Origin of the sequence: Sphingomonas sp. PL-96, assembly GCF_020707215.1 — a bacterium.
Classification (GTDB): Bacteria; Pseudomonadota; Alphaproteobacteria; order Sphingomonadales; family Sphingomonadaceae; genus Sphingomonas.
Genome location: NZ_JAJFET010000001.1, coordinates 703,341 through 728,803, shown reverse-complemented (window position 1 = coordinate 728,803; position 25,463 = coordinate 703,341). Strand labels below are relative to the sequence as shown.

Here is a 25,463-nt window from a genome sequence, read left to right as displayed (position 1 = left end):
CGAGCTTTTAGAACTGGAAGCTTGGCGGCTTGGCGAACCCCGGCAGCACCACGCAATCCACATCCGCGAAGTCGGTCAGCCCGAAACCGCCCTCGCTACGCCGCCCGGCAGCAAGCCGGCGCACGCCACGGTCGATCAACCCGGTGGTGATCCGCCCGTCGATCTTGACCTGCTGGACGATCGCGTCCGGCACGGACTCCACGCCGCCGTCGATGACGACCGCGTCATAGGGGCCGCCCTGCGCCCAGCCCGCGACCAGCGGACCTTCGGCCACGGTCACGTTCGCCGTCCCGGCGAGCGCATCGCGCGCCTGGGCAGCCAAGGTTGCATCCTCTTCGAGTGCCACGACCGAACCCGCCAGCTTGGCGAGCACCGCCGCGGTGTAGCCGGTTGCGGCGCCGATCAGCAGCACGCGGTCGGTCGGCAGAATCTCGGCTTCGGTCACCAGCCGGCCCGAGGCGAGCGGCGCGTTCATCGCGCGACCGTTGCCCAGCGCCACCTCGCGGTCGTAATAGGCGATCGCACGCGATGCGGCCGGCACGAATCGCTCCCGCGGGACCTCGCCCATCGCCTTCACCACCCGCGAGTCGTCGACTGCGCTGGTGCGCAGCTGGCTCGCCACCATTGCTGCGCGCATTTCGTCAAAGCGGAGAGTATCTGCCGAACCGTCCATGATGCTCCTGTCGCACGCCTGTATTATTCGTGCAATACACTTGTTGGGATCGACGCTATGTACTTCGCGCTCGCTTCCCAGCCAAGCGACCGCCGCCATTTTCTGGGTCACAGTGGAGCGGCTACCGAAACCCGGTTGACCGCGGGGCGAAAACCGAGCAATTGCCCGCCTCCCGACGTCGAGGCCCGATGGCGGAGTGGTGACGCAGAGGACTGCAAATCCTTGCACCCGGGTTCGATTCCCGGTCGGGCCTCCATCGGCAAACCCTTGCAAAGCTGCGGAAATTCGGAAGTTCTGTCCTGCGATGGCGGCAGCTACTCTGCAGCGATGTGTAAATCCTGTGTAATCGAGTCAGGCACTCCGTATTCCAGCTTCCCTATAGCCGCGTCGATGTGCTGATCGTTCAAGTGAACGTATCGGAGAACCATCGCCAGCGTCTTGTGGCCACTGATCCTTTGGATCGTCGGCAGATCGACACCTGCTTTGACTAGGCGAGTAATAGCCGTCCGCCGCATCGTATGCGGCGTGACCTTCTGGGGGTCCAAGCCAGCGCGGACCACTGCGCGTGCAAACTGTCGAGCCATGTTGGTTCGGTGCCCTGCTTTTGACTGCCCAGGCTGCGCAGACGGGAAATCCAGCCGTCCGCGCTGCCGCTGGGCTGCAATGCTCGCTCCTTGACCATCAGGCTCATCAAACCTGCCGTCAGGGGCTGAACCCTCTCTCCTGCTTTCGCCTTAGGAATGAAGAGGCGACGATTTGCTTCATCGAGTTGATCGTACCGACAAGCGAGGATTTCGCGGTGACGCATCGCCGAACCAAGCCCAAATGCGACAAATAGATGACAGAGAGGGTCGTGGTCCGCGCGAGCCGCCCTCATCAGAGCCTGCGCCTCTTCATCGCTAAGGACGCTCATAGGAATCTGAGGTTCGGGCGCGCAGCGGATCTCCGGCACTCGGTCTGCGGGCATCCACTTCCACTTAACAGCCGAGTTAAGCAGATGCCGCAACGTCGCGACCTCCCGATTGATAGTCGCAATGGAGACTCCTTCGTCGGTGCGGCTTCGCCGAAAGCGCGCAAGGTCCAGCTCTGAGATCGCATCAAGTCGCTGATTTCCGAAGAACGGGACTAGCTGCAATCTCAAATGCCGAGTTTTAGGAACAAGATTCTTGCCACCTTCGTGCTGAGAGCGTTCGAGATACTCTTTGGCCGCCTCGGCTACTGTCCGGTGCAGCTTCCTACCAGCTGGAAGAGAAAGCCGCCCTTCCCTCGCCTCCGTTCGGAATCTCTCAATCAGCTTCTCAGCGTGCTCCCGGTTAACGCCGTCCGAGTCACGACCCACAGTGCGGTTAATCCTTCGACCATCGACCATGACGTTCACGCGGTAAGTAGTAACGCCGCTCGGGCCCTTCGAAGCCGTGATCCCGTGCTCCGTTATAGATTCTCCTGCCCTCAAAGCCCGCACAGCAGGTCGAGTTAGCTTGCTAAACCGTACTGACATATCGACTTCCTCCGCGCCTTCTACAGCGCGGGCTAGAGTCCTGTCAAATGGGCGCGCCGGCAAAACAACTGTCTCTTTTCTTTAAATGCAAGAACTATAGAAGTTTACTGAGAATTTGTTGTTTGCGCCACCGCCTCGCGCTACTTGACAGCCATCGCTTTGCACTTATGTGGCAGCGGCCAATCGCAATCCTGCGATGGATGGACTATGGATTGTCAATGCCAAAGATTACACTTGAAGAAGCAAACCGTGGTGCGCCGGGGCGCCTAAACCGTCCGGAAGCAGCAGCCTACCTTGGGTTGGCGGCTTCTACCCTTGCCGATTGGCATCGTAGGGGCATTGGCCCCAATAGCCTCAAGATTGGAGGTCGCCGGTTCTACCGCGTCTCAGATTTGCACGCGTTCATGGCGAGCGAGGAAGGTCGATGAGCACCAAGTACATCGCCACGGAAGCACAGCTTATCGATCAACTCTTCGGGTTGCTTAACTTCCGTACGGGCGGAGTGGGGCGCATTGATCGAGCGCGTTTTGATGCGTCAAGCAATGAAAGCCGCCTCGCGATCGCAGCAGCGGAACGCGACGCCCACGTCCTAGTGCTCGGGACGGACTACGTTGTCGTGAAAGCGGGTACCGAACTGCGTAAGGTCTATCAGCACCCCAAGCCCGCGGAACCACACACCTCCAGTGAATAGAGGGCTGCCTCCTGCCAATTGGACCTTCGCAGCAGCCAGCGCGGCATATGGCTCATTAGGAGGCCGCGCTGAGCTACAGATGGGAAGTAAACTAGCAGGGGCATTCCGCTAGCTTCCTCCGCCACCCCTGCTCGTAAGCCTCTGTTTCGAAAGAGACATTAGGGTAAGTGGCTGATTGGTCCCACATACTGCCCAACATCAGCGATGCAGCATCCTTCGAATATTCTATAGACGGAGTGCGCTTGGCATGCATAACCTGTTGTATGACGACAGATAAGATCACGATAGTCGCGCTCATCGCGCTTCGAGAAGAGTTTAGCCTGTTTTCGAAGGTCTTTCCCTTCAAGGCTGACCATAGCACGGCAGAATCGGTGCGGATCGAGCATCATTCCAATCGTGACGACGTGCGACTAGTGTCCATCTTGGCATCACAGATGGGTTCGCAAAGTGCCTTGCTTTCCGCGGATGCCGCAGTGCAAGCTTTCAACGCAGACCTTGTAGTCGTCGTAGGTATCGCTGGAGGTATATCGTCGGACCTCCGCGTTGGTGACGTATGCGTATCAAACGAGATCATTGACGTTCTTCACAATGCTAAAATATCGGACAAAAAGGGTAATACTGCAATAGCTTTTGCCCCGGATTTCTACTCCGTGGAAGCTGATCTTGTTGCTAGTTTCACCTTCTTGCAGGTTCATCCTTCTCTCACCGGCAGTTATCAAGAGTGGCGGGCCTATACACAGGCGCTAGCCGAAGAAAGCGGCGTCGATGGCATCGTTCGCAACGGTGGGCCGGAGGTGCACATCGGGCCGATTGCCTGTGGACCAGTAGTCGCAAGTGACGAGTTCCGAGAGAAGCTTCAAGCTCTGCACCGAAAAGTTGCAGCAGTCGAAACCGAGTCGGGAGGTGTCTTCGGGCGGCTGAAGGCTGCGAAGGTGCCCGCCGTCGCTATACGCGGCATAAGTGACTTAGCTGACGCTGCTAAGGCCGCACTTGAAGACGAAACAGAAGGCGGCGCGAGGCGTCTTGCTATGCTGGCTGCCTGCGAGTTGCTGAAAGTACAATTGCAGAGTGATCGGTTCATCCGGGTTGCGCAGCAGAAGCGTTATAGCCAGTCCGCTGTGGAAGGGCTTCTTTTCCCCGCGTCCGAGCCTGCCCGAAACATCGTGTCAGAGCTAGAGGCCACAATCCGAGCCCGCCTGGTGGAACGGTCGCCCGAATTCCGCGCTAAGCCCGACAGCTACTATTTGCCCATGCCGCGCGTGAGGCGCATCGGCTTCGCCGAGAACGTGGATGCCTCGGAGATCGGCGACACTCCGCTTTCGCTGATTGACTGCTTCTGCTCAGAAAAGAGAATAGTTCTTCGGCTCCCGCGCAGCTACCCGAGCCAATCTCTCGGCTGGTCTCTAGCCTACTCGCTGATCCGCCAGCAGATCGGCGGGAAGGTGGTCCTTCCCTATGTTCTTGACGGTGACCAACTAATCCCACCTCAGAACGGACTGGCGAGGGCGCTGCCCGATGGAATGGTGGATGCTGACCGAAACCAGTACAAGCTCGTGCTAATAATAGAAGAGCCGCCGTTCCACTCAAAAAGCCGGCTGAACTTCATCGCACAGCAGATAAACGCCGTGGACGCATTAGTTGTCATTATCACGAAGTCGGAAGACTCCGTAGCGGAAGCTGACAACTTCTTCAAGCAGAATGGTTTTCAAGAGTATCAAATAGCCCCTATTTCTTTTACAGAGACTGCCTTCTTCTTGGAAAAAGCGTTCGACATGACGCCACACGAAGCGGAGGCTGTTGCGATTAGGTTGGACGATACTTTTCGTAAGTTCAAGCTTGACGCACATCCTACGTACTTCGCGAGCATCCAGGAAGAGACTATCGCGGCAATTATCAATGCCAATAAGCGGGCGGAGCTGATACAGTTTGCGGTAACGTCGCTCCTGACGCTCGTGGTGGCTGCGGATAAAGCGCGTCCTCCGCTAAGTCGTACAACGCGAGAGACGTTCCTGCGGCGAGCTGCTCTAGCTGAGATAAAGAATGGCGCCCGCCTGTCGGAATTGGGTCTTCTTGAGCTAGCTAGCCAGTTTATCGAAGAGAGAATGTTTCCAAATTCCGCTACGGAGTTCCTCACCCCCTTCTTCGACATGGGTATTCTATATCGCTCTAACGGCGTCATCTTTTTTTCGCATCCGTATTTAGAGAGCTACCTGATTGCGCAGGCTCTAAGAGAAGATGCGCAACTCGCTGTTTCGGTATTCGACCCAACAAGTCCGACGTTCAATTACTACGCTTTCGACCTGTACTGTGAATTGGGACCTGATCCCGCGGTAGTAGAAGCGGTCATCCTTTTCGCGAACGGCGTGGTTGACCATGCCAAGGTTGAGTACGCGGGCGCACACATCTATGACGGAACAGAGCAAAAGCTGGCAGCACTTTCCAGTACGAAGCAATTACGAGGCTTAACTGAGGGACTGCTATCCCGCGCATCAAAAATGGAAGACGACCGCCCGGATGAAAACCTAAGGTCAGAGAAGCAGCGTATACTAGACGCCAAGCGCTACGTAGGAGGTGAAGTAAAGAACCTGATTCAGCCCGAGCCGGTGTCGCTGCCCGTCGAGATACAGCAGGAATTTACGGTGTTAGACGATTTGGCACGCGCCCTGTCCCTAGTAAGTACGGCGGTAGGCGCGGGAAGTGAAAGCCTTTCCGGTCAGACCAAAATCACGCTCGCGAACCTCGTGCTGCAAATTGGGCACCACTTTTCTAATATCTGGACGCGCAATCGGTTACGTTTTGACTTCGGACGCATGCGTAACGATTTGCTATCAGACGAGAACATCTGGAGAATGGTGGACGAGTTTGGGGCAGAAAAGACTCAGTTCGAAGCTATCAAGAATGACCTGCAACTCTTTATCCACGGCTTCGAGCTAAATGCGATGGCAGAGCCAATGGGGAGAGTGCTCTGGCGGGTTAGTTCGGCTGCCGGAGTTAAGGTTCTCCTGCCTGTTCTCGAAAGCATAACTCCAAGAACGCAGGTGGAGGCGATTATTCGGAGTTCCTGGACAATAGAGATCGATGCTGAGAAAGGGAAGGAATCCTTCAAAAAGTCGTTAGGTGACTATTCAGGAGTGCCAATGATGAGAGTGGTGCTGGCTAGTCACCTGCTGTGGAGGGTGTTTTGGCATCACTACAAGTCGGTAAATTCACGTCATTTCGTCAATTCGGCACGACGAGCCCTTCGCCCGATCGGTATGGCTCCTTCCGACTCCCGCATCGAGCACGTGAAGAAGGGCGCGGATACGGCCTCATAGTTCGATCTGGAGGGTACTCCGCCTGATGACTGAGCCCTGTGTGTCGTGTGACGATCGATGCTTCGATACCATAGGGTATACTCGAATGGGACGGAAGGCTGAGACGGAAAGGACGTCCCAATAGGGTTTGACTCTCCGTAATGATACACCTACGCAGGAGCCTCTAAGACCCTATTGAGGCACCCCATGACAACTACCATCGGTTACGCCCGCGTCAGCACCGACGATCAGGATTGTTCTATCCAAGAGGCTGCCTTGCGGGCGGCTGGCTGCACCATCATCCGGTCCGAAAAGAAGAGTGGCACGACCACGGAAGGCCGTAGCGAGCTTCAAACCGTGCTTTCGTTCATCCGTGCGGGCGATACGTTGATGGTTACGCGGATCGATCGCCTGGCGCGTTCCGTGAAGGACCTTGAGGAGATCGTCGCGGCGCTTAAAGCTAAGGGTGCCTTCCTCCGTGCCACGGAGCAACCGGTGGATACCTCAACACCAGCCGGTGTTGCGTTTCTCCAAATGCTGGCGGTGTTTGCCGAGTTCGAAACAAACCTTCGGCGCGAACGCCAGATGGAAGGCATTGCGCGGGCTAAGGCGGCTGGCGTCTATAAGGGGCGAGTTCCTAGCGTCGATGTAACGCGCGTCCGCGCGCTTCGTGCAGAGGGGCTTGGGGCTTCTGCTATCGCTCAGCAGCTCGGCATTGGGCGAGCGAGCGTCTACAGGGCGTTAGCGGACGCCTAGCTTTCTAAGCGCAAGCTGGCACTCGACAGGGGTCGCCACATACTTCGGGAACGGCGAAAGTTGGGTGGAAAGCGGACCTTACGGGTTGCTTCTAAACGGGTCCGGCAACCGAGCGACTTGCTTCCAAGAGATCAGGTGATCGACTATCGCAAGCTCACGATATTGGCTCATGTGGCCATAGCCGTTGAGCCTGCCAGCGGGTTTCGGGCAAGCGGATCGACGACCCTCAAACTTTATGAGATAAGCACCAGACTCGATTGCGCGAGGTGCTTCATCTCTCGTCCTTTGCGACCATTCCAACCATATCCCTTCTGTATACCGACGCATTTCAGGCGTGGGCCTCGATGCGCCGACAAACAGTTCAGATCGCTCGAAGTCTCGTATAACTAGGCCGGTTATCCGTTCTGGCTTGCTAAGCGGAAAGCAGTCTTCGGCATCCTTCCAAATACCGCGCATACTTCCGCTTCCACACCGCTCGATTATGGCGTGATCCGTCATTAGCTTGGCGCACTGCTGGGACGTAGGCGAAGACCCACAACCGGCAATCAAAAGCAGCAATGGCATAGGCGCTCGAAGCATGACCACGAGCATGTGGGATCGTCGCTAAACCGGCAAGCCCGATGTCCGCTTATTGGGGTGGTTTCAACCGGCGTTACTTGCCGTTGCCGGTTAGGGGTATCGGAGGGGTACAGCTCAGCGGTTGCGGCTCGTAGGCCAAGGTTTTCTGCGGTGCCTAGCTGGGCCCGGCGGAGGGTCTCTCCGGCGCGAATGGTCGGAAGTGCGGGTTGGAACCGTCTGCCTTCAGCGCAGTGGAGATGAAAGCTGCGATTGCCGGGGTAGCTGCGCTCTGCCAACCTATGACAATGAAGATAACGTCGGCCGTCCCATTAGCCCTCGTTGCGGTGTCATCGCTCTCTTCGTGTCCAATCCAGCAACATCTTCCAGGGGCTGGCGCCCGCTTAACTCGGCAGCGGATAGAGATCGTTCATTTCGGAGACAAAAGCGCTCTCGTGAGCATCAAGGGAAAACGAGGGCTCTATAGGGCGGTTTTCGACCCTGATTGCCAAGGCTGCAAAGCTGCCGAACAGGTCGTCGAACCCACGTCCGACTTAGATATAAGCCTTTGTGAGTTCGGGATGGCTGTGTCGGGCGAGGTTAGGGAATCAAACGAGGAGTTATCTGGTACGTTGATTATCAAGCGCGTGGATCAGCAGCCGGATGGAGAGGCTGGCTATTGGAACGAGAAGCCTGAGGAGCCCTGCAAACACGGCAGCGTTCATCCCTCCTTTCGCCATTCACCACGACTTGACGCTGAGCACCCGCCAATCGGCGCGGGCGACCACCGGTGAGCGTTTTCTGCCGCCCCCTGAGTGGGGGTGCCGCCGAAGTATCGCTCGGACGACGGCTGCTTTCTGTCCTACGTTTTCCGTCTTGTTTGCTGAGCCAGGGCGGGGGGTGTCTCCGCCGCTACCGTTGCAAATTGGTGAGTGCGCCGCCGGGCCGCTTCTGGTGTCCGCTTTGCCTCATGCGAACGGCTGAAAGCGGCGTTACTGCCACGGAGAACCTCGTCGGCGTAGGTGCTTAGGCTCGGCAGCGTTCCAGCTCTTCTCGGAGGGTTTGAACTAGCTCCACGACCGGCATGGCGCGCGACAGCGGGGCGCCTTGTCCAGCCCATTGCGCGCCGAAACCATGCTCGCCCCTAGCCTTGGCGGCTGCATTCAAAGCTTTTCCAGCATCATAGGCTATTGGGTAATCGGGTTGCCGGCGTTCGCCGCGCTGATCAGACAACGCCGTGAAGCGGTTGGCCAGTGCCCGCGCTGGGCGACCAGAAATCAACGACGTAAGGGTCGTATGATGCCCTCCCGGCCCTTTAAGGGCGGCGCGATAAGCTTCATCCGCCGCAGACTCGGGACACGCGACGAACGCGGTGCCGAGCTGCGCAGCCACCGCGCCGAGATCGAGTGCAGCAGCGATGCCGGCACCGTCCATGATACCGCCCGCCGCGATGATCGGCAGTCCAGAACTGCGAACCAGCAGTCGCGTCAGCGGGAAGGTGCCGAGTGCATCGTCTGGTCCGGTAGGGTCGAACATGCCACGGTGGCCGCCTGCTTCGATACCCTGCGCAACGATCGCGTCGATCCCCGCCGCTTCGATCGCTCGTGCCTCCTCTAGGCTGGTGGCAGTTGCCATCAGGTAGATGCCTCGCTCGCGTAGAGCTGAAAGAATGTCAGCAGAGGGCAGTCCGAAGTGGAAGCTGACTACTGGTGGCACGAGCTCTAACAGCATCGCCAGCATGTCAGGATCTTCGGCGAAGCTCCTGTAGATGGTGCGCAGCGTTGCTGGCGGCTCATCACCAAATTCGGCAAACAGCGGGGCAAGCCATTCCAGCCAAGTGGCCTCCCGCTCCGGATCGGGCGCGGGGCTGCCATGCACGAACAGATTGACGTTGAAAGCGCGGCGAGTGCGGGCACGCACCTCCTCGATCATCGCGCGGGCACCCGCAGCGTCGGTCGCGCCGACCCCGATCGAACCCAACGCCCCAGCTTCGCAAGCCAACCCGGCCAGGAGCGGCGTCGAGACGCCGGCCATCGGAGCTTGGACCAACGGCACCGCGAGTTCAAAATGATCAACCAAGGACATGAGCACAGCAATCTGCAATGAGCGATCGTCCACTTATGGGCATCTCGAAGCGCGAAGTGAACGTCGGCTTCTGGGCTATAGCCGCCGTCCGCATGGGGGTACGGCAGGGGTATCGCTCAGCGTGAACCGCTCCGGACCCTAGCGTTTCTGCGGTGTCTGCTGGAGCAGGGCGGACAGTACCTCGGTCGCGAACGGCCGGAACTGGGTGGAAAGCCGACGTTGCCGGGCGCCTTCTGCTCCGGTATCTTTCGTCTTTTCCGAGGGGCACGGGGAAGTGGCGATCGATTGGGGGAGCGTTGCTGATTGGGTTGGCGCAGTCGGCGGTGTCGGCGGGGCTGGAACAGCGGCGACGTTCTACTTCTTAGATCGCAAGCGAGCTCGTATTGCAGAGGATGAAGCGAAGAAGAAGCAAGCGACGTTCGAGACGGACGTGGCAACGCACCTTTACATCCTTCTACGCGGCATCATCGACGCCTCACGTTCTTACCTCGAGCACGAAATTACGTTTGGCGAGACGATAGCGTTGCGAGCTGAGCTTGCCGCATTTGCAAGAACGGCGACTAGGATGCAGGGCCTGCCAGGTCTGTCGATCGACCGGTTCATGGATCTGTGTGATCTGCTCGAAGCGATCACCGACCGTCGTATCGAGGGTAAGGACGCCGAGGCAATACGTGAAGCGGTCGCTCACGTTCGGTATGTAGCAGACCCCATGCAGGAAAAGCTGGCGCAGGAACTCCGGCTAGACTCGTGATGTAAGATGGCTGCTGGGCAGCCTGTTCCAATACGAGCATCGCAGAGCAAACCGAACGAATGTCCGCAAGTGGGCGTTTCCTGCCGGTCCGGTTCGGGGATCCGGTTTCCCTGCGACGAACGGCAACAAGTGGTGGAAAGCGGACATTCGGCGTTATTGAGATGGCGGCACGAAAGACTCGTGAGCAAGGACGATCCGCCAACCCTCAGCTCGCTTCCGCCATACCGATGTGATGACCAGTTTAGAGGGCGAGGCTGACTTCCGGTCCGCAACGTTCATCCACTGGATCGTTGTGATAATGTCGCGGCCTTGAGACACGATCTCGGGCTCACGCGCCTCCGTGAACCGCACTCCGCTTTTCTTATCGTTCCACCAGCCCCGCTGTGCGGCCAGGATGTTCTGCCATCCCCGCATCACCTCGCCGTCGAACGTGATAACGAGCGATGGAGAGTTCCAGTACCATACCATGAACGTATCCGCGTCGAGTTTGGAGGCGGCGACGTTCATGCCAGCAATGGCTCTGCGCACCTCGACAGGGCCGCTTTGGGCCTGCGCTGCGTAGGCAATGGTGATGGCAGGTAGAAGGGCCGCAAACATCAGGTTTCGCATGCAAGTCACCTTGGATGAGCCAGCGGCAAGAATGCAGGTGTCAGGGCACTTTCGCAACGTCCGCAACTGGGCGTTCTCTGCCGGTCCGTTTCGGGGTCGGCTTTGCCTAATGCGAACGGCTGAAGTGGCCTCACCATCTACTCGCCTATCATAATCAAAACTAAGCGGCTCTCGGTGCTCCGCGCGAGCAGCAAAGCCCCTCCTAAAGAGGCTCAGGAGGCCTAGGAGTGCAAAGAGGGACCTTGGGGGGCTGTACTGCCCCCAAGGCTCTCTAAGGGGCATCCTAAACCTAAATCAGGCGATACAGAACGTGGATCCCCAGGCAGACGCTGCGGCGCTGTCTTCATCATCCCGCCGCACGCTCTGGATCGAAAGATTTAGTCAATCACGTCAAAGCTCGCAACCTCGCAAACATTCCGCTCAGCCAGATATAGCTTAGCCGCTACCGTTCCGGTGACGTAGCCTCCGAACGAGTTACGGGACCGATAGCGCATTAGCGCGTCGTATCCTCTTCCGTTCTCTGCCGGACGAATGACTGTTCCCAAGTGGTGGTAGCTGCCGGGGTCCTTTAGGCGGCGCTGGACGTTCAACTCTAGCGCCGTAACCGCATCGTTGGGACCATCCGCGCAAACCTGTCCCGTCCGTACAGACTCCTGATACCGTTCCTCGTCAACCTTCGCTTGGGCGGCCGCTTCTTGGGCAGCTATGCGCTCTTTTTCCGCCGACTGGTTCGAGCAATAGGAGACGCCCCCGACAAGCAGGAACATTGGCACTAACGCCATTACGGCACAGCCAATCACTCCCTTGGCTCCTTCATCGGCGAAATTTCGCGCAAAGAAGCCATCGCCTGCTGCTGAGCCGTTCGGCTGGTCTCCGGGCCGAAGCACCGCCTTGCAATGCCTACAACGTTCAAGCTCTTCGGTCGTCGGTCTGCCACAGGACGGGCAATGGAAGTAGCTCGATTTCGGTGTGCTGCTGCTATCGTCCGTATCCACACGGTCCCCCTTGTTAGATGGCGGGGTTCCACACGGTTTCTGTGTAGGAATCAATAGCTGCGACTCCCGAGGGATGGCAGCGACACCATCATCCCGAAACAAGGGCTTTGCCGACGAGCGTTACAGGGCGCTTATCGGTCGGCTGGTTGAGGCCCGTAAGGAAGCGCAGCTGAGCCAAGGAGCCCTGGCTACTCGCCTCCAACGTCATCAGCAGTTCGTCAGCCGCTATGAAACAGGGGAACGCCGCCTCGACGTAGTAGAATTCATGGACATAGCGGCAGCGCTGAACGTCGATGGCGAAAACCTTCTGAGAACGTTGGACAAGGCGAAGTCCTAGAAAAAGCGACATCGAATGATACTGAACCGCGCTCTCAGAATTCACCTCACTGCCGAGCCTCACACGAGACAATTAGAGGACGGGAGCTTAGTGACCTTAATTCCGGGCAAGATTCCCGTGTGAGACTGAAAGCTCTGTCGCAAAGTTCTATCAGCAATAGCGATCTTTGACCGTGGAACAATAAGCGAGTCATGCACCGGGAGCGCTGGTATGCCGTAGTGCATAGCTAAGGAATGCACGGCATCTAGCAGGATTGTGCTTTCAAGGTATTGCAGATCACCCCAACGGATGGTCGATGTAGGCCAATCGTCTAAAAATGGATGCGCGCGTAGCACGGCAGCGCGAACTTGCGCGGCTGGAAAGTCACGTTGCAAATTGGCACCACCGCTCCTTTCTGCATAGTCGTCTTTCGCTTCTTTCGACCACCTGTTCGGCAGCGATCCACCGCCTAGAGCCATGCTGACGTATGACTTGAACACGGGACGAGGAAGCAAGGGGTCGTCATACGGGTCCTTAGCTGGATCAAAGGAAATACCATTTAGGGCACGCAAGATGGTCATGTGACTTGCTTGCAAGTCGATCTCCGCCACCCCCTCCCCATCAAGCCTCATATCGCTGCGCTCGGATTTTGGCAGGCGCTGGTAATTACCCACCAAATCGTAGAGACGCCCTCCTTGGTCGTATGCAAAGCCGGGACTATCGGCGTTGTTGTACAGCCTTGTAAGCGCATTGAATGCACCTGGCGGGAGCACCTCGTACCGCTGAAGAAACGCATTGATTTCGGCGAGCATGCTCTCGTCACGAGCCACGTTGAAGTGGGTGCGATCGATAACGATCGCCCGCCCTCGTCGCTTGTCGCCCCAAGCGCCGAACTCCTTTGTCGACGTAGCTCTTGCGACAACGGTTGGCACATTCTCCGCCCCGTTCAAAAGGTCAAAGTGATCCTTCCAAGAGGCCCCGCTCACGTTCGCGGCAGCGCACTCCGCCAACAGACAAGGGGTTGCCTTGAACTCCGTAGCGCGTCGTTCCGCGCCCTTCTTAGTGGAGGCGAGGTAACCCTTAGTTATCTCAAGCCAGCCAAGCCGCTCAAGCCCGCTCACTACCCAATTGAAGGGCACTCGCCCGACTGGCGAGCGCTTAAACGAAGCAGCCATTACCGGCCGATATGCAGAGCCGCCCGTTGTGCATGCGGCCGCCTTCAGCAAGTCCGCTAGCACCGCACCCACAGCCTTGCGCTGCTTTTTAGTCAGCCCTCTTTTAGGATCGGACTCTTTGTGAATTGCGGCCGCTACGCGATCCACCAAGGCGCCTGCCTCGAGTGTAGTGGGCTGAAATGATAGAGACATATAACAAGAGTCTACTCTTTCCGTTGATAAGCCCGAGCCTCCCTTTGTTGAGATGAGTTTTTTTGGCCCGCCCTCTCCACACACGCCACCAATCAAAATAACGCCTGTGGAGTTTTCTTCTTGTTTAAATTCCGAGTACATTGTTTTTTCCTTGTTTCGTTGAATCCTCCTTATACTTTCATTTTATAGTAGAGTTATAGATAAACTGGAGAGGGGATACAGGAGGAAAGAGATACCATAGGAGAACGGTTTTGTCACCGCCCCTTCGATTCACTCCGGTTTGGGATCAACCCTGTCTAGTTCTATAATAATTCGAAACGCTGTCTCTGATTTAAGGACGTTTACTATTGTTATAAAATGTTAACGGCTTCTGATCACATTAGAAGTTACAACTGATGTTCTGCTGCTTTATGGCAGGCGCAATTCTTTACTGTCACTGAAATCTTTTCTCGATTGCTTCCTCACACCGAGGCATCAAGCCCCTCCAAAGCCGCTGGATCGATGTAATTCCTGTGTAATCAGGCCCGGAGATTGTCGCGATCTGCCGCAATCCACCGTTAGAACAGCCTTCTTTGAGACCGTCTAAGTTATTGCTTTCGCAAAAGTTCGTACGGTTACGCAAAAGCTCGCAGTCCCAAGACCAACGACTGCAAATCCTTGCACCCGGGTTCGATTCCCGGTCGGGCCTCCATCGGCTACCATACGCAACTGGAACCATGGGCGTTTTCCTTCGGGCGCTTGTCTGGGCCCGACACCGGCGCACAGCCTTTATCGCAGCTACGGTTGCTGACACGGCCGCGCCATCTCGTCACGTCACAGTAGGTCCGGTCGGCGGTGCATCCAGCGAGGAACCATCCGTCGCGAAAATTCGGTGATGATGGGATGATGTGACAACCCCGCCTCAGTGATCGAATGCACTTGCTCATTGCCGCCGCATAGCTGTCGACGATCTTGGTTGCCGCGCCCAAGTCGTCGCTGGTCCTTCTTAGGATTCCCCTACGCTCGGATGGTGTCAAAGCTGTCGCAACCTGCCGCGAAAATCGCTGCGTTCGCTCGCCTTCGCCTGTGAGGAAAGCGCGTTGTGATCAGTCCTGGCCCGCATTCACCGACTGAAACCAGATCATGTCCGTGCGCCAGCCGCGCTCGCTGGCGAGCGTCGCGACGCGCTCGCGCCAGTCGGCCCCGCGGCTACCGAGCGGCGACGCCAGGACATCGGCATCGAACGGGCCCTTGCCCGTTACCAGCAGCAGCCCCGACCAGCCGGCATGATCAAGGTCGATCTGCAGGCGATAGCGATCCTCGCCCAGGTCTGCGATCGGGATGCCGTCGCTGGACTGCCGAAGTTTGTCGGCGAACATCCGGCGGCTGTCGATCAGCATGTCGATCTTGCCCGACGGCTCCAGCCCCAGCAGCGCGAAATCTAGCGAAGGGTCGCCGATGGCGATGTTGATGACGGCGTTCGCGGCAAGCCGCCCGGCATAGGATTCGTCCTGCGCCTGCGGGCGCATCTCGAACCGACGCTGCGGCACGCTCAGCCGATTGCGGCCGGTCGCACGGATCTGGCGGAACGCATCCAGCGCGGCGCAGCCGCTCTGCGTGATCGAGGACACATCGGCGAAGTCGATCCGCCTGGAGGGCAGCTTCTGCGCCTCCAGTACGCGGGAAATCTCCTCCTGCGCCTGGGCCGGGTCCCCGGCGACGCCGGTCAGTGCCACCTGGGTACCGCCACCCTGCTGGGCCACGTCAACGATGCTCAGCCAGGTACAGCTGACCGAAGGAAGCGCCGCGTTGATCGCGCTTTGCGCGCGCTGCACCGGATTATCTGCCACTGCGGGGGTGCTCTCCGCCTTTTGCGGCGCGTCCCGCTCGCCGAACAACCAGACGGCAAGGATGAGCAACAGCAGGGCCGCACCGCCGGCGATCGCGATCCAGCGTAGCGGAAGCCGCGGCGTGCTGGCCGCGGGCACTTCCGCCGCGGCGAGCGCCGCCAGCACCGCGTCCATGTCCTGTAGCCGCGTGGCAGGATCGGCGCGCACCATGCGCTCGATGACGCTTCTGAGCGGCATCGGCACGGCCGACAGGTCCAGGCCTGCGCGGCGCTTGTCCACCGCATCCACCAGCGTCCCGCCCAGTCCCAGATCGGCGCCGCGCGCCAGCGCCAGGATCACCAGCCCCAGGCTGTAGACGTCGGTCCACGGCCCCAGCGCCCGCGAGAAGTCCCCGAGCTGCTCTGGCGCGACATAGCCGAGCTTGCCGGCAAAACCGTCGCCCACGATCGTCGCGGTGCCGGGATCGAGATCCTTGGCGATGCCGAAATCGATCAGCTTGGCACGATGAAGTTCACCGCCGCTCAGCAGCACATTGTCCGGCGACACATCGCGGTGGATCGCGCCCAGCCGGTGCGCGGCGGCAAGGCCCGAGGCGAGGCGCCGCAGCAGCTGGCCGAGCTCGGCGGCGCTTGGCCGCAGCGAGGCGAGCACGTCCGACAGGCTGGTACCGTCGATATATTCGGTGACGATGTAAAGCACGCCCAGTTCGGGCTCCATCGCCAGCACGCGATACTGCACCACCGCCTCATGATGGAGGCGGGTAAGGGTCTGCGCCTCGCGCTTGAACAGCGCGATGACCTTGGGATCGGCCGCCAATGCCGGCAGCATGACCTTGATCGCGACACGCTCATCGGTGGCGAGGTTCGTGCCTTCGAACACCTCGCCCATGCCGCCGCGCGCCAGGAAGCGGCGCACGCCGAACATGTGGTTGAGGACGTCGCCCGGCTTGATCCCCGCGCCTGAAGCGGTGGGTGCCGCAGGCGCGCTGCCGCCGAAAACCGTACGATCGGCGTCTTCGCCGCCGTCCTGTCCCGGCGCGAACACCGTGCGCGGCTCGTCATCATCGCCAATCACAGCGCCGACACCGCAGGCGTCAGGGTGAGCTGGGTTGTCTCCTGCACCGAGACCAGGATCGCCGTCACATTATCGGGAGCCCCGCCCTCCAGCGCCGCGGCGATCAGCGCGTCGAGCGCCATCTGCCGATCCGGATCGGCCATGATGCGCGCGAGCATTGTCTCGTCGAGCATGCCTGTCAGGCCATCGCTGCACAGCAGGAACAGGTCGCCAGCCGCGACCTCGTCCGTCACGACGTCGACCGCCAGCCGCGCGCCTACGCCGATCGCCCGGGCGAGCACATGGCCGCGCGGATGGTTGCGGGCCTCGTCCGGGGTGATCAGCCCACGGTCGACCATCTCCTGCACCTGGCTGTGATCGCGGGTCAGCGGATGGAGCGTGCCGTCGCGCAGCACATAGGCTCGGCTGTCGCCGACCCACAGCGCGGCGAAGCACCCGTCCTGCACCAGCAGGGCTACGACCGTGGAGCCCATCTGCTGCGCACGCCGCTGCGCCTCGCCCCAGATGCGGCGATTGGCGCTGTGGATCGCGTCGGCGACTGTCTGAGTCGCGCTACGGAAGTCGTGCGGAACGCCCGCGCTTTCGAGCGCCTGCACCACCGCGTTGGAGGCCCAGTCGCCGTGCGAATGGCCGCCCATGCCATCCGCGACGGCCCAGAGGCCGACCGTGTCGCGCGCGCAATACCGGTCCTCGTTGATCCGGCGGACCAGGCCCGGGTGGGTCCCGGCGACCGCACGCACCCGTAGGCTCGCGCTCATGCCAGCATCTCCTTCAGCAGGTCCACAGGCATGGCCCCGGCCCGTTCGCGACCGTTTCCCTGCCAGCGCGCGACGCTCCCTTGGGGCGCGGCACCGGCTTCGTCCGCCAATCGATCGGCCGTCCAGCCTTCGCCGATCGCGGCGTAGAGCAGGTCTTCGCACTGGGCGGGATCCCTGCCTCCACACAGCAACAGCAGCGGAAAGCGGCGGCCGGCAGCGTCCTGGGAGGCGGCAATCGCACCGGCCACCCCGTCGCCTTCGCACTGCCAGGGCACGGCGGCATCGAACCGCTCTTCGAAGGCCGCGCCATAGGCATCCCGCGCGTCGAGCAGGGAGGCCGACAGCCAGCCATCGAGCGCATCGCGCATGTCGAAGGCCAGCCCGCGCGCGACGAAGTCGCCATGGGCGGGCAGCTTGCCGAACAGCAGCGCGCTCATAGCGCCCCCGGGCAGCGGAAGGACCAGACGCCGGCGCGGCTGAACGGGTTGCGCTTGCCTGGCAGCGCGACGGCGAGGGTGGTGCGGGCGGCCCCCTCGCCAAAGCCGGCACGGATCCCCTGCTCGCCCGCGTTGCGCTTTTCGGCACGGTCCATCAGCCGGAACAGCGCCCAAGGACCTTCTGTCTCGATGCGCGCGAGTTCGGGCCCGGGTGCAGCATCCCCGCCCGGCGTGGCGGTGCCGGCCGCCGGGCCATAGAGGATCAGCGACGCCTCTGGCAGGCCGCCATTCGCCGACCACAGCAGCGGGCGTGGCTGGTTGCTGGTCGGCGTGAAGCGATAACGGGTGCCGCCGCTCGACAGCTCGACCGTGGCGACACCCTGCCCGAAGCTCGCGACCGCGACCTTGATCGGGAGTCCTCCGGCGAGCAGGTCGCGCAGTTCGACGGTGCGGGCAAAAACTTCCGGCGAGGAGGGGTTGAGCGCGCCGGCAACCGGATCGCCCTCGCGCCAGCGCCACACCGGGCCGGCGGTGTCGATCATCGGCATCAGCCGCTGCTGCACGAACCCATCGACCACCCCGCCCATGCCGAACACCCGCAATGTTTCAGCCATGGGCGCGTCGGGCGCGCCCGCAAAGAAAGGGTAGTGCTCCTGGGCAACCTCCCGACAGGCTGGAAGGACGGCCTGGGCATAGGCGTCCCCCACTGCGCCGCTTGCTGCCTCCACCTGCGCTGTCGCGCCGCCGCCCGCCGCCTCGGTTGCGAACGACTGAAGCTGCGGCGGAGCACCCGCGGCGGATGCCTTTACCTGGGCGAGGGCGGCCGCCATCGCTGCCTGGGTCGCGTCGGAGCCGCCGCCGCCGCCCACCGACTGCGCCGCCATGACCGCCTGGCCCGCCGCCTTGATGCCGGCGATGAACTCGTCGATCGGCGCCGAGCTGCGGCCTTCGCCGACATATTCGTGGAGCGCGCTGAAAGCGGCGGTGATCTCGTCCCCAGCGTCGATGCCTTGCGCGCGATCGCGCCCCACCTCATCGACGACCCGGCCCATCCGCGACCGGCTGAGGCCGTAGCGGGTCGCGCGTGCGATCCCCGCCTTGGCGCCGCCCGCGAAGATGGTGTTCTTGCGCAGTTCCAGCAGCGCCCGCTTCAGCGGCGATGGGCTCTTGGTAAGCGCGCCAAAGGCGGTCGGGTCGCGGAAATAGGCACCCGGCTTCATGGTCGCGACCAGGCCCTCCCACGCGGCGATATAGTCCTTGGCATAAAGCCCCGCGACGCCCGGGCGGACGTTGGCCAGTTCGTCTCCGACCCCGGCTTCCTGCGCGCCGCCCAGCACCCAAAGGTCGCGCTTCAGGTCCTGTTGCACGGTGGCGAGGCCGGGAAGATAAGTCTTCTCATAGCCGGCGCGGGTGAAGAAATAAGGAACTTGATAGCTCGCGACCTGGTCCGGCGCGGCAAAGGCGAGCACATCGCCTTGCGACAGGATGTTGGCGGCCTCCCAAGGCGGGCCGGCCGACGCCGCCTTCTGCCGCATCACCGCATAGGCGCGGTCGGCCAGGCTGAGCGTCTGCACGGCAGCGCGTGCGCTTGCGACCAGATTGGCGTCGAGCGGCGGGCGGCGGTTGGGCCAGACCGACGCCATGTCGCGATCCTCGAGCAGCGCGTCCAAGTGCCGGGTGAGCGCGGTGCGTTCCGCCTGGCTGTCGGCGCCGGGATAGAGCTCGGTCGCCCAGTCCCCGACCACCCAGGCCTTGACCGCTTTCGCGTCCATCGGCCCCTGCTGCCCAAGCATCAGATAGACCTTGAGCGGCTCGTAGAGCGCCATCGGGTCGCTCGCGTTCGCCTGCATTACCGCCTCCAGCCGCAACAGCATCCGGGGCAGCAGGATGCGACGCAACGCGTCGCGATAAGTTTCCTCCGCCTGCTGGCTGAGGCTGCTTTGGTAGAGGCCAAAGGTCATCGCGAGCGAAGGACCACCGGCGCGCCGCTCGGCATAGCCGCGCGGCAGGGTGCGAAGCGTGTCGAGACCCGGCAGTGCCGCGCGCAGATCGGCATCGTCCTCGCGAACCTGGGTCAGGTCCACGCCTGCCTCACGCAGCTGCACCGCGGCGGCGTCGGTACGATCCGCCAGTTCCGACTGGAACGACCGGTTGCGGGCATAGCTGACGCCCCAGGCGGCAAGCACCAGCGCGGTGGCGACGCCGATGCCGATCAACGCCCCGACCAGCTGGGCACGCCGGCGGGTCTTCGCGCGAGTATCCGTGGAGACCAGCCCCGCTTCGGGGAACATCACTTGCGTGAGCAGGCGATTGAGGAAGTAGGCGCGACTGCGCGCCTCCATTCCGCCAGCGACCGGCTGTTCGTACACGTCGCCCATCGCCGCCAGGATGCGGTCGAGCGGCGCACCTTCCTGGATGCCGCTGGTGAAGTAGAAGCCGCGCAAGGTTGCGGGCGCATCGTCGCCGGCGACGAACGCGCCCTCGGCAAAGCGCATCAGCCGCGCGCGCAGGCTGCGCAGCTGAGCGGGGAAGCCCAGCATCATGCCCCGGCGGCGCTGATCGACCTCTTCGAACAGACGCCGCGCCTGGCGATCGGCGATCGATTGGGCAGCGGTGTCGAACGCGCGCGCCAGTGCCTCGGCAGACGGGCGGCCGTCGGCATGGGGCAAGGTCGCGCCCAGCACTGCGCGGCGGCCCTCGACGTCGAGATCGTCGAAATACTCGCTGAACCCGGCGAGCAGATCGCCCTTGGTGACGACCAGATAGACCGGAACCGCCGTTTCCAGCGTCCGCCGCAACTCCACCAGCCGACGGCGCACGGCGCTCGCATGCGTGTCGATCGCGGCGCAGTCGTTGCCCAGCAGCAGATCGACGCCGATCGCGACCAGGATGCCGTTAATCGGTTGGGCCGGGCGGTGCTTCTTGAGCAGCGACAGGAACGCGGCCCAGCCGGCGCTGTCCACCGCGGCGTCCGAGTCCTGCGTGGTGTAGCGGCCGGCGGTGTCGACCAGCACGGCTTCGTCGGCGAACCAAAAGTCGAGGTTGCGGGTGCCTCCGACGCCCTTCACCGCCTGTTCGACGAAGGGAAAGCGCAGGCCCGAATGGAGCAGCGCGGTGGTCTTGCCCGCGCCTGGCGGGCCGATGATCACGTACCAGGGACGGCTGTACAGATAGTCGCGGCGACCACCGGCTGCGCTGCGCAGCTTGGCCAGGGCCTCGCCCATACGTGCCCCAAGCGCCCTGCCCTCCTCGTCGGCGGCATTGGGGCCGGCGAGTTCGGCGGCGATCGCGGCTGCCGCACGCTTGGCGCGCCAGCGGCGCCAGCCCCACCAGGCGCCCCACAGCAGTGCGACCAGCACCACGCCCGTGATCCGCACCGGCCAGGGCCGGAAGAAGGCAAAGAACAGCGGCAGGCCAAAGGCGACGATCAGCGCCAGCAGCACCGCCGCCGTGATCGTGACCGCATACCAGTTCCGGAAGAAGCGCCGCATCAGTACCGCCGCGGCACGATGATTTCGACGCGGCGGTTCTGCGACTTGCCCGCCGCAGTGTCGTTGGACGCGATCGGCACAGTTTCCCCCAGTCCCTTGGTCGACACCCGCGACGGATCAGACAGGTCGGCACGGATCAGCTTGCCCACCGTTTCCGCCCGCGCCTGCGATAGTGCCATGTTGTCGGGAAAGCGGACGGTCGCCACCCGGTCGTTGTCGGCATGGCCTTCGATCAGCACCGATCCCCGCTCCGCCTGGATCGCGCGGCCGATGCGGTGGAACAGCGCTTCCCGCCCGGACTCCAGCGCGTCCGAGCCGGACTCGAACAGCTGGCCCACCGTTGTGCGCACGCGCACCGTCTGCGCATCCTCTTCCACCGTTACCAGGCCCTCGCGAATTTCGGGTTCCAGGAACTTGGCGAGGCGGGATGCCTGAGCGCTCTGGGTCGGGGCCATCTCGGCCGCCGGGCGCGACAGCGTCAGCCGTGCGTCCGGATTGAGGTCGGCGAGCCTCCGTGACGGCACGTCGCCGCTCGACGCCAGCATCAGCCGCAACACCGCATAGACCAGTACCAGCAGCGTCAGCGCTCCCGCCGCGGCGAGCGCCAGCACGTTCAGCCCGATCCGGCCGACAGGCGCGTTCTCGCCGCGCCAGTTCGGCACCAGTTCGATCTGCGACAGCGAGCGGACGTGCGGCAGCGCGCCCTGCAACCGCGCCATGATCTCCTGCAGCCGCCGCCGGCCGTCCGGCATCACCCGGAACCGGCCTTCGAACCCGGCCGCCAGGCACGCATGGAACAGCTCGATCAGGTCGAGGTTGTCGCCGGGCGTGCGCAGCATGTCGTCGACCAGCTGCCAGAAGCGATCGCCGCCGATGTTCTCGTGAAAGAACTGCACCACCATCGACCGGCGCGCCCATTCGGCGCCATCGGTACCGATGCCGGGAAGATTTTGGGCTACGTCGTCGGCGGTGGCGCACACCGCGTATTTCGCCCGCTGCCGCTTTTCCTCGGGATAATGCGGCTGAATGGCCTGTTCGAACCGCGCGATCGCCTGGGTGCAGCGGCGGTGGAACTCCGGCATCGGCACGCGCACGCGACCTGCCCGCACCGCCGCCAGCAGGGCAAGCACCGGCTCGGCCTCCGCCAGCATGACGTTGCGGATGGCGGGCGGCGTCGCCGGCAGCGGAACGTCGTCTTCGGCCAGTCGCGACGGCGCCATTCCCGGCCCGACCGGCGCATGCGCGCTCTGCGACAGCGATGGCGGCGCGCCATAGCCCGCGGGCGCGAAGCCGGCGGGCCGCGGCGGGGCGTTGTTCCGCTTCAACCCCTGCAACGGCGAGGGTCGAAAAACCGTCTTGTTGCCGTCGTCGGAGTCGTCCCCGTTCATCGCGCGCTCCGCTTCACGCACCAGAGCTCGAGTTTAAGCTGCGGCCAATCCCCCGCGACATGCAGGCCGAGTGCGGTCGCCTGCTGGAACTCGCGCCAGTCCGGCACGCCGCGATCGAGCTCGAAATAGACGAAGCCCGGCAGCACCCGCAGCTGCGGCGGCGGGGTGGGCGTGTGGCGCAGCGGCACGCCCGGCAGCGCGGAGTCGACGATGGCGCGCATCCGCTGCACCGGGCCGATCTTGGCAACCGAGGGGAACATGCCGCGGATCTCCTCGACGGGAGAGGCCGCCGAGACCGCCAGGTAGAAATAGCCGGTTTGATACAGCCCGTGATCGGTGATGCGCGAGACGTACGCGCCGGGCCCGGCCTGATCGAGCGGCAGCTGCACCGCGGAACGCTCGAACACCGCCGACAGCATCGACTGGAGCAGGTCGAACACCGGGTCGAAACCGCTCTGCGGGTCGACATGGTCGTAGCGCGGCAGCGGCGGGGCGCGCCGCTCCGGCCGGATCATGGTCGCCAGCTCGCCGGCCATTGAAGTAAGCGCCTCGTACAACCGCTCGGGATGCACAGTCGGCAGCGACTGGAGGTGCTCGAGCACGGGCATCCAGCGGTTGAGCGCCTGGAGCAGCAGGAAGCTGGCGAAGGTGTCCGACCCGCCGTCGGTCGCCTCCACCGCGCGCACCGCCAGTTCGCCGGCGCGCTGGCCGGCCCGACCGATGATGTCCGACAGTCCGCCGCGCAGCCGTGCCGCCGCCGCGATGTCCAGCGTTGCCGGGATATAGCGGTCGTCCAGCATCAGCCGCTTGTTCTGCACCTCGCGCACGCGGGCGATGCCGAGCGTCACCCGGCCATAGGTCTGGTCGCGCGTGACGCCGAAGCGCAGGTTCGGGCGCGCCAGTCCGATCGGCTCGCTCGTCCGGTCGGAGGAATAGGCGTCCGCCACCTCCGCCTCGTCCACAAGGTAACGGGCGTCCAACCCGCCATCCTCGGCATCGCGGAACTGCACCGCACCTGGCTGGCTGGCCGGCAGCGTCAGCGACACCAGCGCGTCGCGCGCATCCTCCGGCACGTCGAGTGGCGGCGGCGGCGGCATGTCGTCGGGGATCGCAAAGGGCGTACCGTCCGGCATCACGCCCACTGCGCGATGCACCGCGAACTTGCCGAGCGCGGCCAGGTCCTCGTCCAGCACCAGCTCGATCAGTCCCCACGGCCAAGGGCGGACCGAGCCCACCCGTGCCTGCAATTGCGCTTCCGTATAGCGGTCCTGCGCCTGGAAATGCTGCGGCCGAAGGAACATGCCTTCATGCCAGGCAACCCGGTTCTTCCCTGCCAACCGCTTTCCCCGAACCTTGAACCCATGGCGCCGGTCGGCGTCGAAGCGAGTTATTGCCAAATAGCACGGGCCGGGCAATAGCTTTCCCCGTGCCGCGCAACTTCAGGGCATCGTGTCCCGGCAACGGATCGAGGTGAAGCGTGAACTATCGCGACGATCCGGACCCTTCTTATGACCCGCGATCCTGGACGAGAACTGTCACGGAACCGACACGCGAGGTTCCGGAACCTGTCACGACTGTGCGGAAATCCGAGCGGACGCACCCGCTCGCCGCCGCTGGGCAGCCGGCTCGCGCGCGGTCCGAGGCTGCGAACCGGCTGCTGGCCCTGGGCGCGGCCACGGCCGTGGCGCTCGCGGGCGCCGTGGCTGCGCACCTGTCCCGCCCGGCAGCAACCACGGCGGTGATCCAAGCCGCTGCGCCTGCCGGAGAGCGGCCTGCGGGCGAAGGGGTCGAGCAGCGCATCCTGAACGTGCCCTCCGTCGATCGCCTCGTGCCGAGCCTGCGCGCCCTGGGCCTCTCGCCCAAGGAAGCATCGGAGGCGGGTACGCTTGCCGCCGGCAAGCTGGGCGACGCAGCGGGCGACCTGCGCCTGCAGGTCGAGTTCACGAACGCGGGCACCCAGGCGCAGCTGCGTACAATGACGGTCACGCACGCCGACGGTTCGGGGGTGACGGTACAGCGCGGCGGAGGTGGCGCGCTCTCAGCCACGCAGATCGCCGCCCATCTGGAGCGGCGCATGCGGTTCGTGCGTGGCGAACTGGACGGGGAAAGCTTCTATACCTCCGCCGTAGCCGCAGGCGTCAGCGACGTGCTGGTGAGCGAATTCGCCAACGCCTTTCGCTACGATTTCGACATGCAGCGCGAGGTTTCGCCGGGCGACGTGTTCGAAGCGGGATTCGAGCAACAGGTAAATGCGTCTGGCGAGCCGGTCGGTCCGGCAACTCTGGTCTATGCTTTTCTCTCCACGGCAGCGAAGACTCGCGCGCTCTACCGCTTCCAGCCAGAGGGCGGCGGTGAGGCCGAGTGGTTCGACAGCAGCGGCCGCAGCAGCCGCCGCGCGCTGATGCGCACGCCGGTGGAGGCGGCACGGATCAGCTCGGGCTTCGGCATGCGCGGGCATCCGATCCTGGGCTTCGTGAAGATGCATCGCGGCACCGATTTCGCCGCGCCCACGGGTACCCCGATCTTTGCCGCGGGCGATGCGGTTGTATCCTTCGCCGGGCCGAAGGGCGCCAACGGCAATTTCGTCCGCCTGCACCACGACAATGGCTGGGACACGCTCTACCTGCACATGAACCGCATTGCGGCCGGGATCGTACCGGGCGCGCGCGTGCTGCAGGGGACCCAGATCGGCGAGGTCGGCACCACCGGCCGCTCGACGGGGCCGCATCTCCACTACGAGGTGCACATCGACGGGAACCCGGTCGACCCGCTGTCGATCGAGACCGGCGGGGGACGCACGATCGGCGGCGCGGCGGCGCGGGCGTTTCGCAAGAGCCGCGACGCGATCGATGCGCGGCGAGCGGCCGAGGTCTAGCCCAGGTCTGCAGAAAGCCCTT

General features: G+C 62.6%; 21 protein-coding genes and 1 tRNA gene. 9 read left to right on the top strand and 13 right to left on the bottom strand.

Going from position 1 to position 25,463, the window contains the following annotated elements:
* Positions 1 to 7 precede the first annotated feature (7 nt).
* Positions 8 to 673 (bottom strand): protein-L-isoaspartate O-methyltransferase family protein, encoded by a 666-nt coding sequence (locus LK533_RS03395; RefSeq protein ID WP_229361353.1) that lies wholly within the window; start codon positions 671 to 673, stop codon positions 8 to 10.
* 182 nt (positions 674 to 855) lie between these two features.
* Here LK533_RS03395 and LK533_RS03390 point away from each other — a divergent pair.
* Positions 856 to 929 (top strand) — tRNA-Cys (locus LK533_RS03390).
* Between the two features lie 58 nt (positions 930 to 987).
* Here the strand turns inward: LK533_RS03390 and LK533_RS18030 are convergent.
* Together LK533_RS18030 and LK533_RS03385 are read right to left on the bottom strand one after the other, a co-directional pair.
* Positions 988 to 1,257, bottom strand: a complete 270-nt coding sequence (locus LK533_RS18030) for a tyrosine-type recombinase/integrase (protein ID WP_420705805.1) — start codon at positions 1,255 to 1,257, stop codon at positions 988 to 990.
* The gene (locus tag LK533_RS03385; protein ID WP_229361352.1) at positions 1,161 to 2,051 is read right to left on the bottom strand and encodes a tyrosine-type recombinase/integrase; all 891 of its coding nucleotides are present in this window, start codon (positions 2,049 to 2,051) and stop codon (positions 1,161 to 1,163) included. The genes LK533_RS18030 and LK533_RS03385 overlap by 97 nt, the downstream gene beginning before the upstream one ends.
* 167 nt (positions 2,052 to 2,218) lie before the next feature.
* Here LK533_RS03385 and LK533_RS17910 point away from each other — a divergent pair, with 167 nt between their 5' ends.
* The 5 genes from LK533_RS17910 (at position 2,219) to LK533_RS03360 (ending at position 8,260) form a co-directional block, all read left to right on the top strand.
* On the top strand, positions 2,219 to 2,599 hold the full coding sequence (locus tag LK533_RS17910) for a helix-turn-helix domain-containing protein (protein ID WP_324255252.1): 381 nt from the start codon (positions 2,219 to 2,221) through the stop codon (positions 2,597 to 2,599).
* Positions 2,596 to 2,862, top strand: a complete 267-nt coding sequence (locus LK533_RS03375) for a hypothetical protein (protein WP_229361350.1) — start codon at positions 2,596 to 2,598, stop codon at positions 2,860 to 2,862. The genes LK533_RS17910 and LK533_RS03375 overlap by 4 nt, the downstream gene beginning before the upstream one ends.
* A gap of 263 nt (positions 2,863 to 3,125) precedes the next feature.
* Positions 3,126 to 6,176 (top strand): hypothetical protein, encoded by a 3,051-nt coding sequence (locus LK533_RS03370; protein WP_229361349.1) that lies wholly within the window; start codon positions 3,126 to 3,128, stop codon positions 6,174 to 6,176.
* Positions 6,177 to 6,362: 186 nt separating this feature from the next.
* Entirely contained in the window at positions 6,363 to 6,911 is a 549-nt protein-coding gene (locus LK533_RS03365; protein ID WP_229361348.1) for a recombinase family protein, read from the top strand.
* A gap of 1,010 nt (positions 6,912 to 7,921) precedes the next feature.
* The gene (locus tag LK533_RS03360) at positions 7,922 to 8,260 is read left to right on the top strand and encodes a hypothetical protein (protein WP_229361347.1); all 339 of its coding nucleotides are present in this window, start codon (positions 7,922 to 7,924) and stop codon (positions 8,258 to 8,260) included.
* A 232-nt stretch (positions 8,261 to 8,492) separates the two neighbouring features.
* Here the strand turns inward: LK533_RS03360 and LK533_RS03355 are convergent, their stop codons facing one another.
* On the bottom strand, positions 8,493 to 9,551 hold the full coding sequence (locus tag LK533_RS03355) for an NAD(P)H-dependent flavin oxidoreductase (protein WP_229361346.1): 1,059 nt from the start codon (positions 9,549 to 9,551) through the stop codon (positions 8,493 to 8,495).
* A 274-nt stretch (positions 9,552 to 9,825) separates the two neighbouring features.
* Here LK533_RS03355 and LK533_RS03350 point away from each other — a divergent pair, with 274 nt between their 5' ends.
* A complete protein-coding gene (locus tag LK533_RS03350) occupies positions 9,826 to 10,302 on the top strand; it encodes a hypothetical protein (RefSeq protein WP_229361345.1) in 477 nt (158 codons plus the stop codon).
* Between the two features lie 153 nt (positions 10,303 to 10,455).
* On the opposite strand, the gene LK533_RS03345 is transcribed toward LK533_RS03350, so the two are convergent.
* On the bottom strand, positions 10,456 to 10,911 hold the full coding sequence (locus tag LK533_RS03345; RefSeq protein ID WP_229361344.1) for a nuclear transport factor 2 family protein: 456 nt from the start codon (positions 10,909 to 10,911) through the stop codon (positions 10,456 to 10,458).
* Between the two features lie 377 nt (positions 10,912 to 11,288).
* The gene (locus LK533_RS03340; RefSeq protein WP_229361343.1) at positions 11,289 to 11,906 is read right to left on the bottom strand and encodes a hypothetical protein; all 618 of its coding nucleotides are present in this window, start codon (positions 11,904 to 11,906) and stop codon (positions 11,289 to 11,291) included.
* Positions 11,907 to 11,979: 73 nt separating this feature from the next.
* Between LK533_RS03340 and LK533_RS03335 the strand changes: the two genes are divergently transcribed.
* Positions 11,980 to 12,243, top strand: a complete 264-nt coding sequence (locus tag LK533_RS03335) for a helix-turn-helix domain-containing protein (RefSeq protein WP_229361342.1) — start codon at positions 11,980 to 11,982, stop codon at positions 12,241 to 12,243.
* A gap of 59 nt (positions 12,244 to 12,302) precedes the next feature.
* Here LK533_RS03335 and LK533_RS03330 read toward each other — a convergent pair whose 3' ends face one another.
* The 7 genes from LK533_RS03330 to tssK form a co-directional block, all read right to left on the bottom strand.
* Positions 12,303 to 13,730, bottom strand: a complete 1,428-nt coding sequence (locus LK533_RS03330; RefSeq protein WP_229361341.1) for a hypothetical protein — start codon at positions 13,728 to 13,730, stop codon at positions 12,303 to 12,305.
* Positions 13,731 to 14,674: 944 nt separating this feature from the next.
* On the bottom strand, positions 14,675 to 16,492 hold the full coding sequence (locus LK533_RS03325; RefSeq protein ID WP_229361340.1) for a serine/threonine-protein kinase: 1,818 nt from the start codon (positions 16,490 to 16,492) through the stop codon (positions 14,675 to 14,677).
* A complete protein-coding gene (locus LK533_RS03320) occupies positions 16,489 to 17,250 on the bottom strand; it encodes a PP2C family protein-serine/threonine phosphatase (RefSeq protein WP_229361339.1) in 762 nt (253 codons plus the stop codon). Before LK533_RS03320 ends, LK533_RS03325 begins: the two co-directional genes overlap by 4 nt.
* Positions 17,247 to 17,687, bottom strand: coding sequence for a type VI secretion system-associated protein TagF (gene tagF, locus LK533_RS03315; RefSeq protein ID WP_229361338.1), 441 nt, complete (start codon positions 17,685 to 17,687; stop codon positions 17,247 to 17,249). Before tagF ends, LK533_RS03320 begins: the two co-directional genes overlap by 4 nt.
* Positions 17,684 to 21,178 carry a type VI secretion system membrane subunit TssM gene (gene tssM, locus LK533_RS03310; RefSeq protein WP_229361337.1) on the bottom strand — a complete coding sequence of 1,165 codons (3,495 nt, stop codon included), beginning with the start codon at positions 21,176 to 21,178 and terminating at the stop codon, positions 17,684 to 17,686. The genes tagF and tssM overlap by 4 nt, the downstream gene beginning before the upstream one ends.
* Positions 21,178 to 22,566, bottom strand: coding sequence for a type IVB secretion system protein IcmH/DotU (gene icmH / locus LK533_RS03305; protein ID WP_229361336.1), 1,389 nt, complete (start codon positions 22,564 to 22,566; stop codon positions 21,178 to 21,180). The genes tssM and icmH overlap by 1 nt, the downstream gene beginning before the upstream one ends.
* Positions 22,563 to 23,867: a type VI secretion system baseplate subunit TssK gene (tssK, locus tag LK533_RS03300; RefSeq protein WP_229361335.1), complete on the bottom strand. Its 1,305-nt coding sequence runs from the start codon at positions 23,865 to 23,867 to the stop codon at positions 22,563 to 22,565. Before tssK ends, icmH begins: the two co-directional genes overlap by 4 nt.
* A gap of 275 nt (positions 23,868 to 24,142) precedes the next feature.
* Here tssK and LK533_RS17905 point away from each other — a divergent pair, with 275 nt between their 5' ends.
* Positions 24,143 to 25,441, top strand: coding sequence for a peptidoglycan DD-metalloendopeptidase family protein (locus tag LK533_RS17905; RefSeq protein WP_229361334.1), 1,299 nt, complete (start codon positions 24,143 to 24,145; stop codon positions 25,439 to 25,441).
* Positions 25,442 to 25,463 lie beyond the last annotated feature (22 nt).

Excerpts from the sequence above, each read along its gene's own strand:
- LK533_RS03375 (WP_229361350.1), top strand. The coding sequence starts at position 2,596 with ATGAGCACCAAGTACATCGCCACGGAAGCACAGCTTATCGATCAACTC.
- LK533_RS03395 (WP_229361353.1), bottom strand. The coding sequence starts at position 673 with ATGGACGGTTCGGCAGATACTCTCCGCTTTGACGAAATGCGCGCAGCA.
- icmH (WP_229361336.1), bottom strand. The coding sequence starts at position 22,566 with ATGAACGGGGACGACTCCGACGACGGCAACAAGACGGTTTTTCGACCC.
- LK533_RS03365 (WP_229361348.1), top strand. The coding sequence starts at position 6,363 with ATGACAACTACCATCGGTTACGCCCGCGTCAGCACCGACGATCAGGAT.
- LK533_RS03320 (WP_229361339.1), bottom strand. The coding sequence starts at position 17,250 with ATGAGCGCGAGCCTACGGGTGCGTGCGGTCGCCGGGACCCACCCGGGC.
- tssK (WP_229361335.1), bottom strand. The coding sequence starts at position 23,867 with ATGTTCCTTCGGCCGCAGCATTTCCAGGCGCAGGACCGCTATACGGAA.
- LK533_RS03330 (WP_229361341.1), bottom strand. The coding sequence starts at position 13,730 with ATGTACTCGGAATTTAAACAAGAAGAAAACTCCACAGGCGTTATTTTG.
- LK533_RS18030 (WP_420705805.1), bottom strand. The coding sequence starts at position 1,257 with ATGGCTCGACAGTTTGCACGCGCAGTGGTCCGCGCTGGCTTGGACCCC.
- LK533_RS03335 (WP_229361342.1), top strand. The coding sequence starts at position 11,980 with ATGGCAGCGACACCATCATCCCGAAACAAGGGCTTTGCCGACGAGCGT.
- tagF (WP_229361338.1), bottom strand. The coding sequence starts at position 17,687 with ATGAGCGCGCTGCTGTTCGGCAAGCTGCCCGCCCATGGCGACTTCGTC.
- LK533_RS03370 (WP_229361349.1), top strand. The coding sequence starts at position 3,126 with ATGACGACAGATAAGATCACGATAGTCGCGCTCATCGCGCTTCGAGAA.
- LK533_RS03345 (WP_229361344.1), bottom strand. The coding sequence starts at position 10,911 with ATGCGAAACCTGATGTTTGCGGCCCTTCTACCTGCCATCACCATTGCC.
- tssM (WP_229361337.1), bottom strand. The coding sequence starts at position 21,178 with ATGCGGCGCTTCTTCCGGAACTGGTATGCGGTCACGATCACGGCGGCG.
- LK533_RS17910 (WP_324255252.1), top strand. The coding sequence starts at position 2,219 with ATGGGCGCGCCGGCAAAACAACTGTCTCTTTTCTTTAAATGCAAGAAC.
- LK533_RS03355 (WP_229361346.1), bottom strand. The coding sequence starts at position 9,551 with ATGTCCTTGGTTGATCATTTTGAACTCGCGGTGCCGTTGGTCCAAGCT.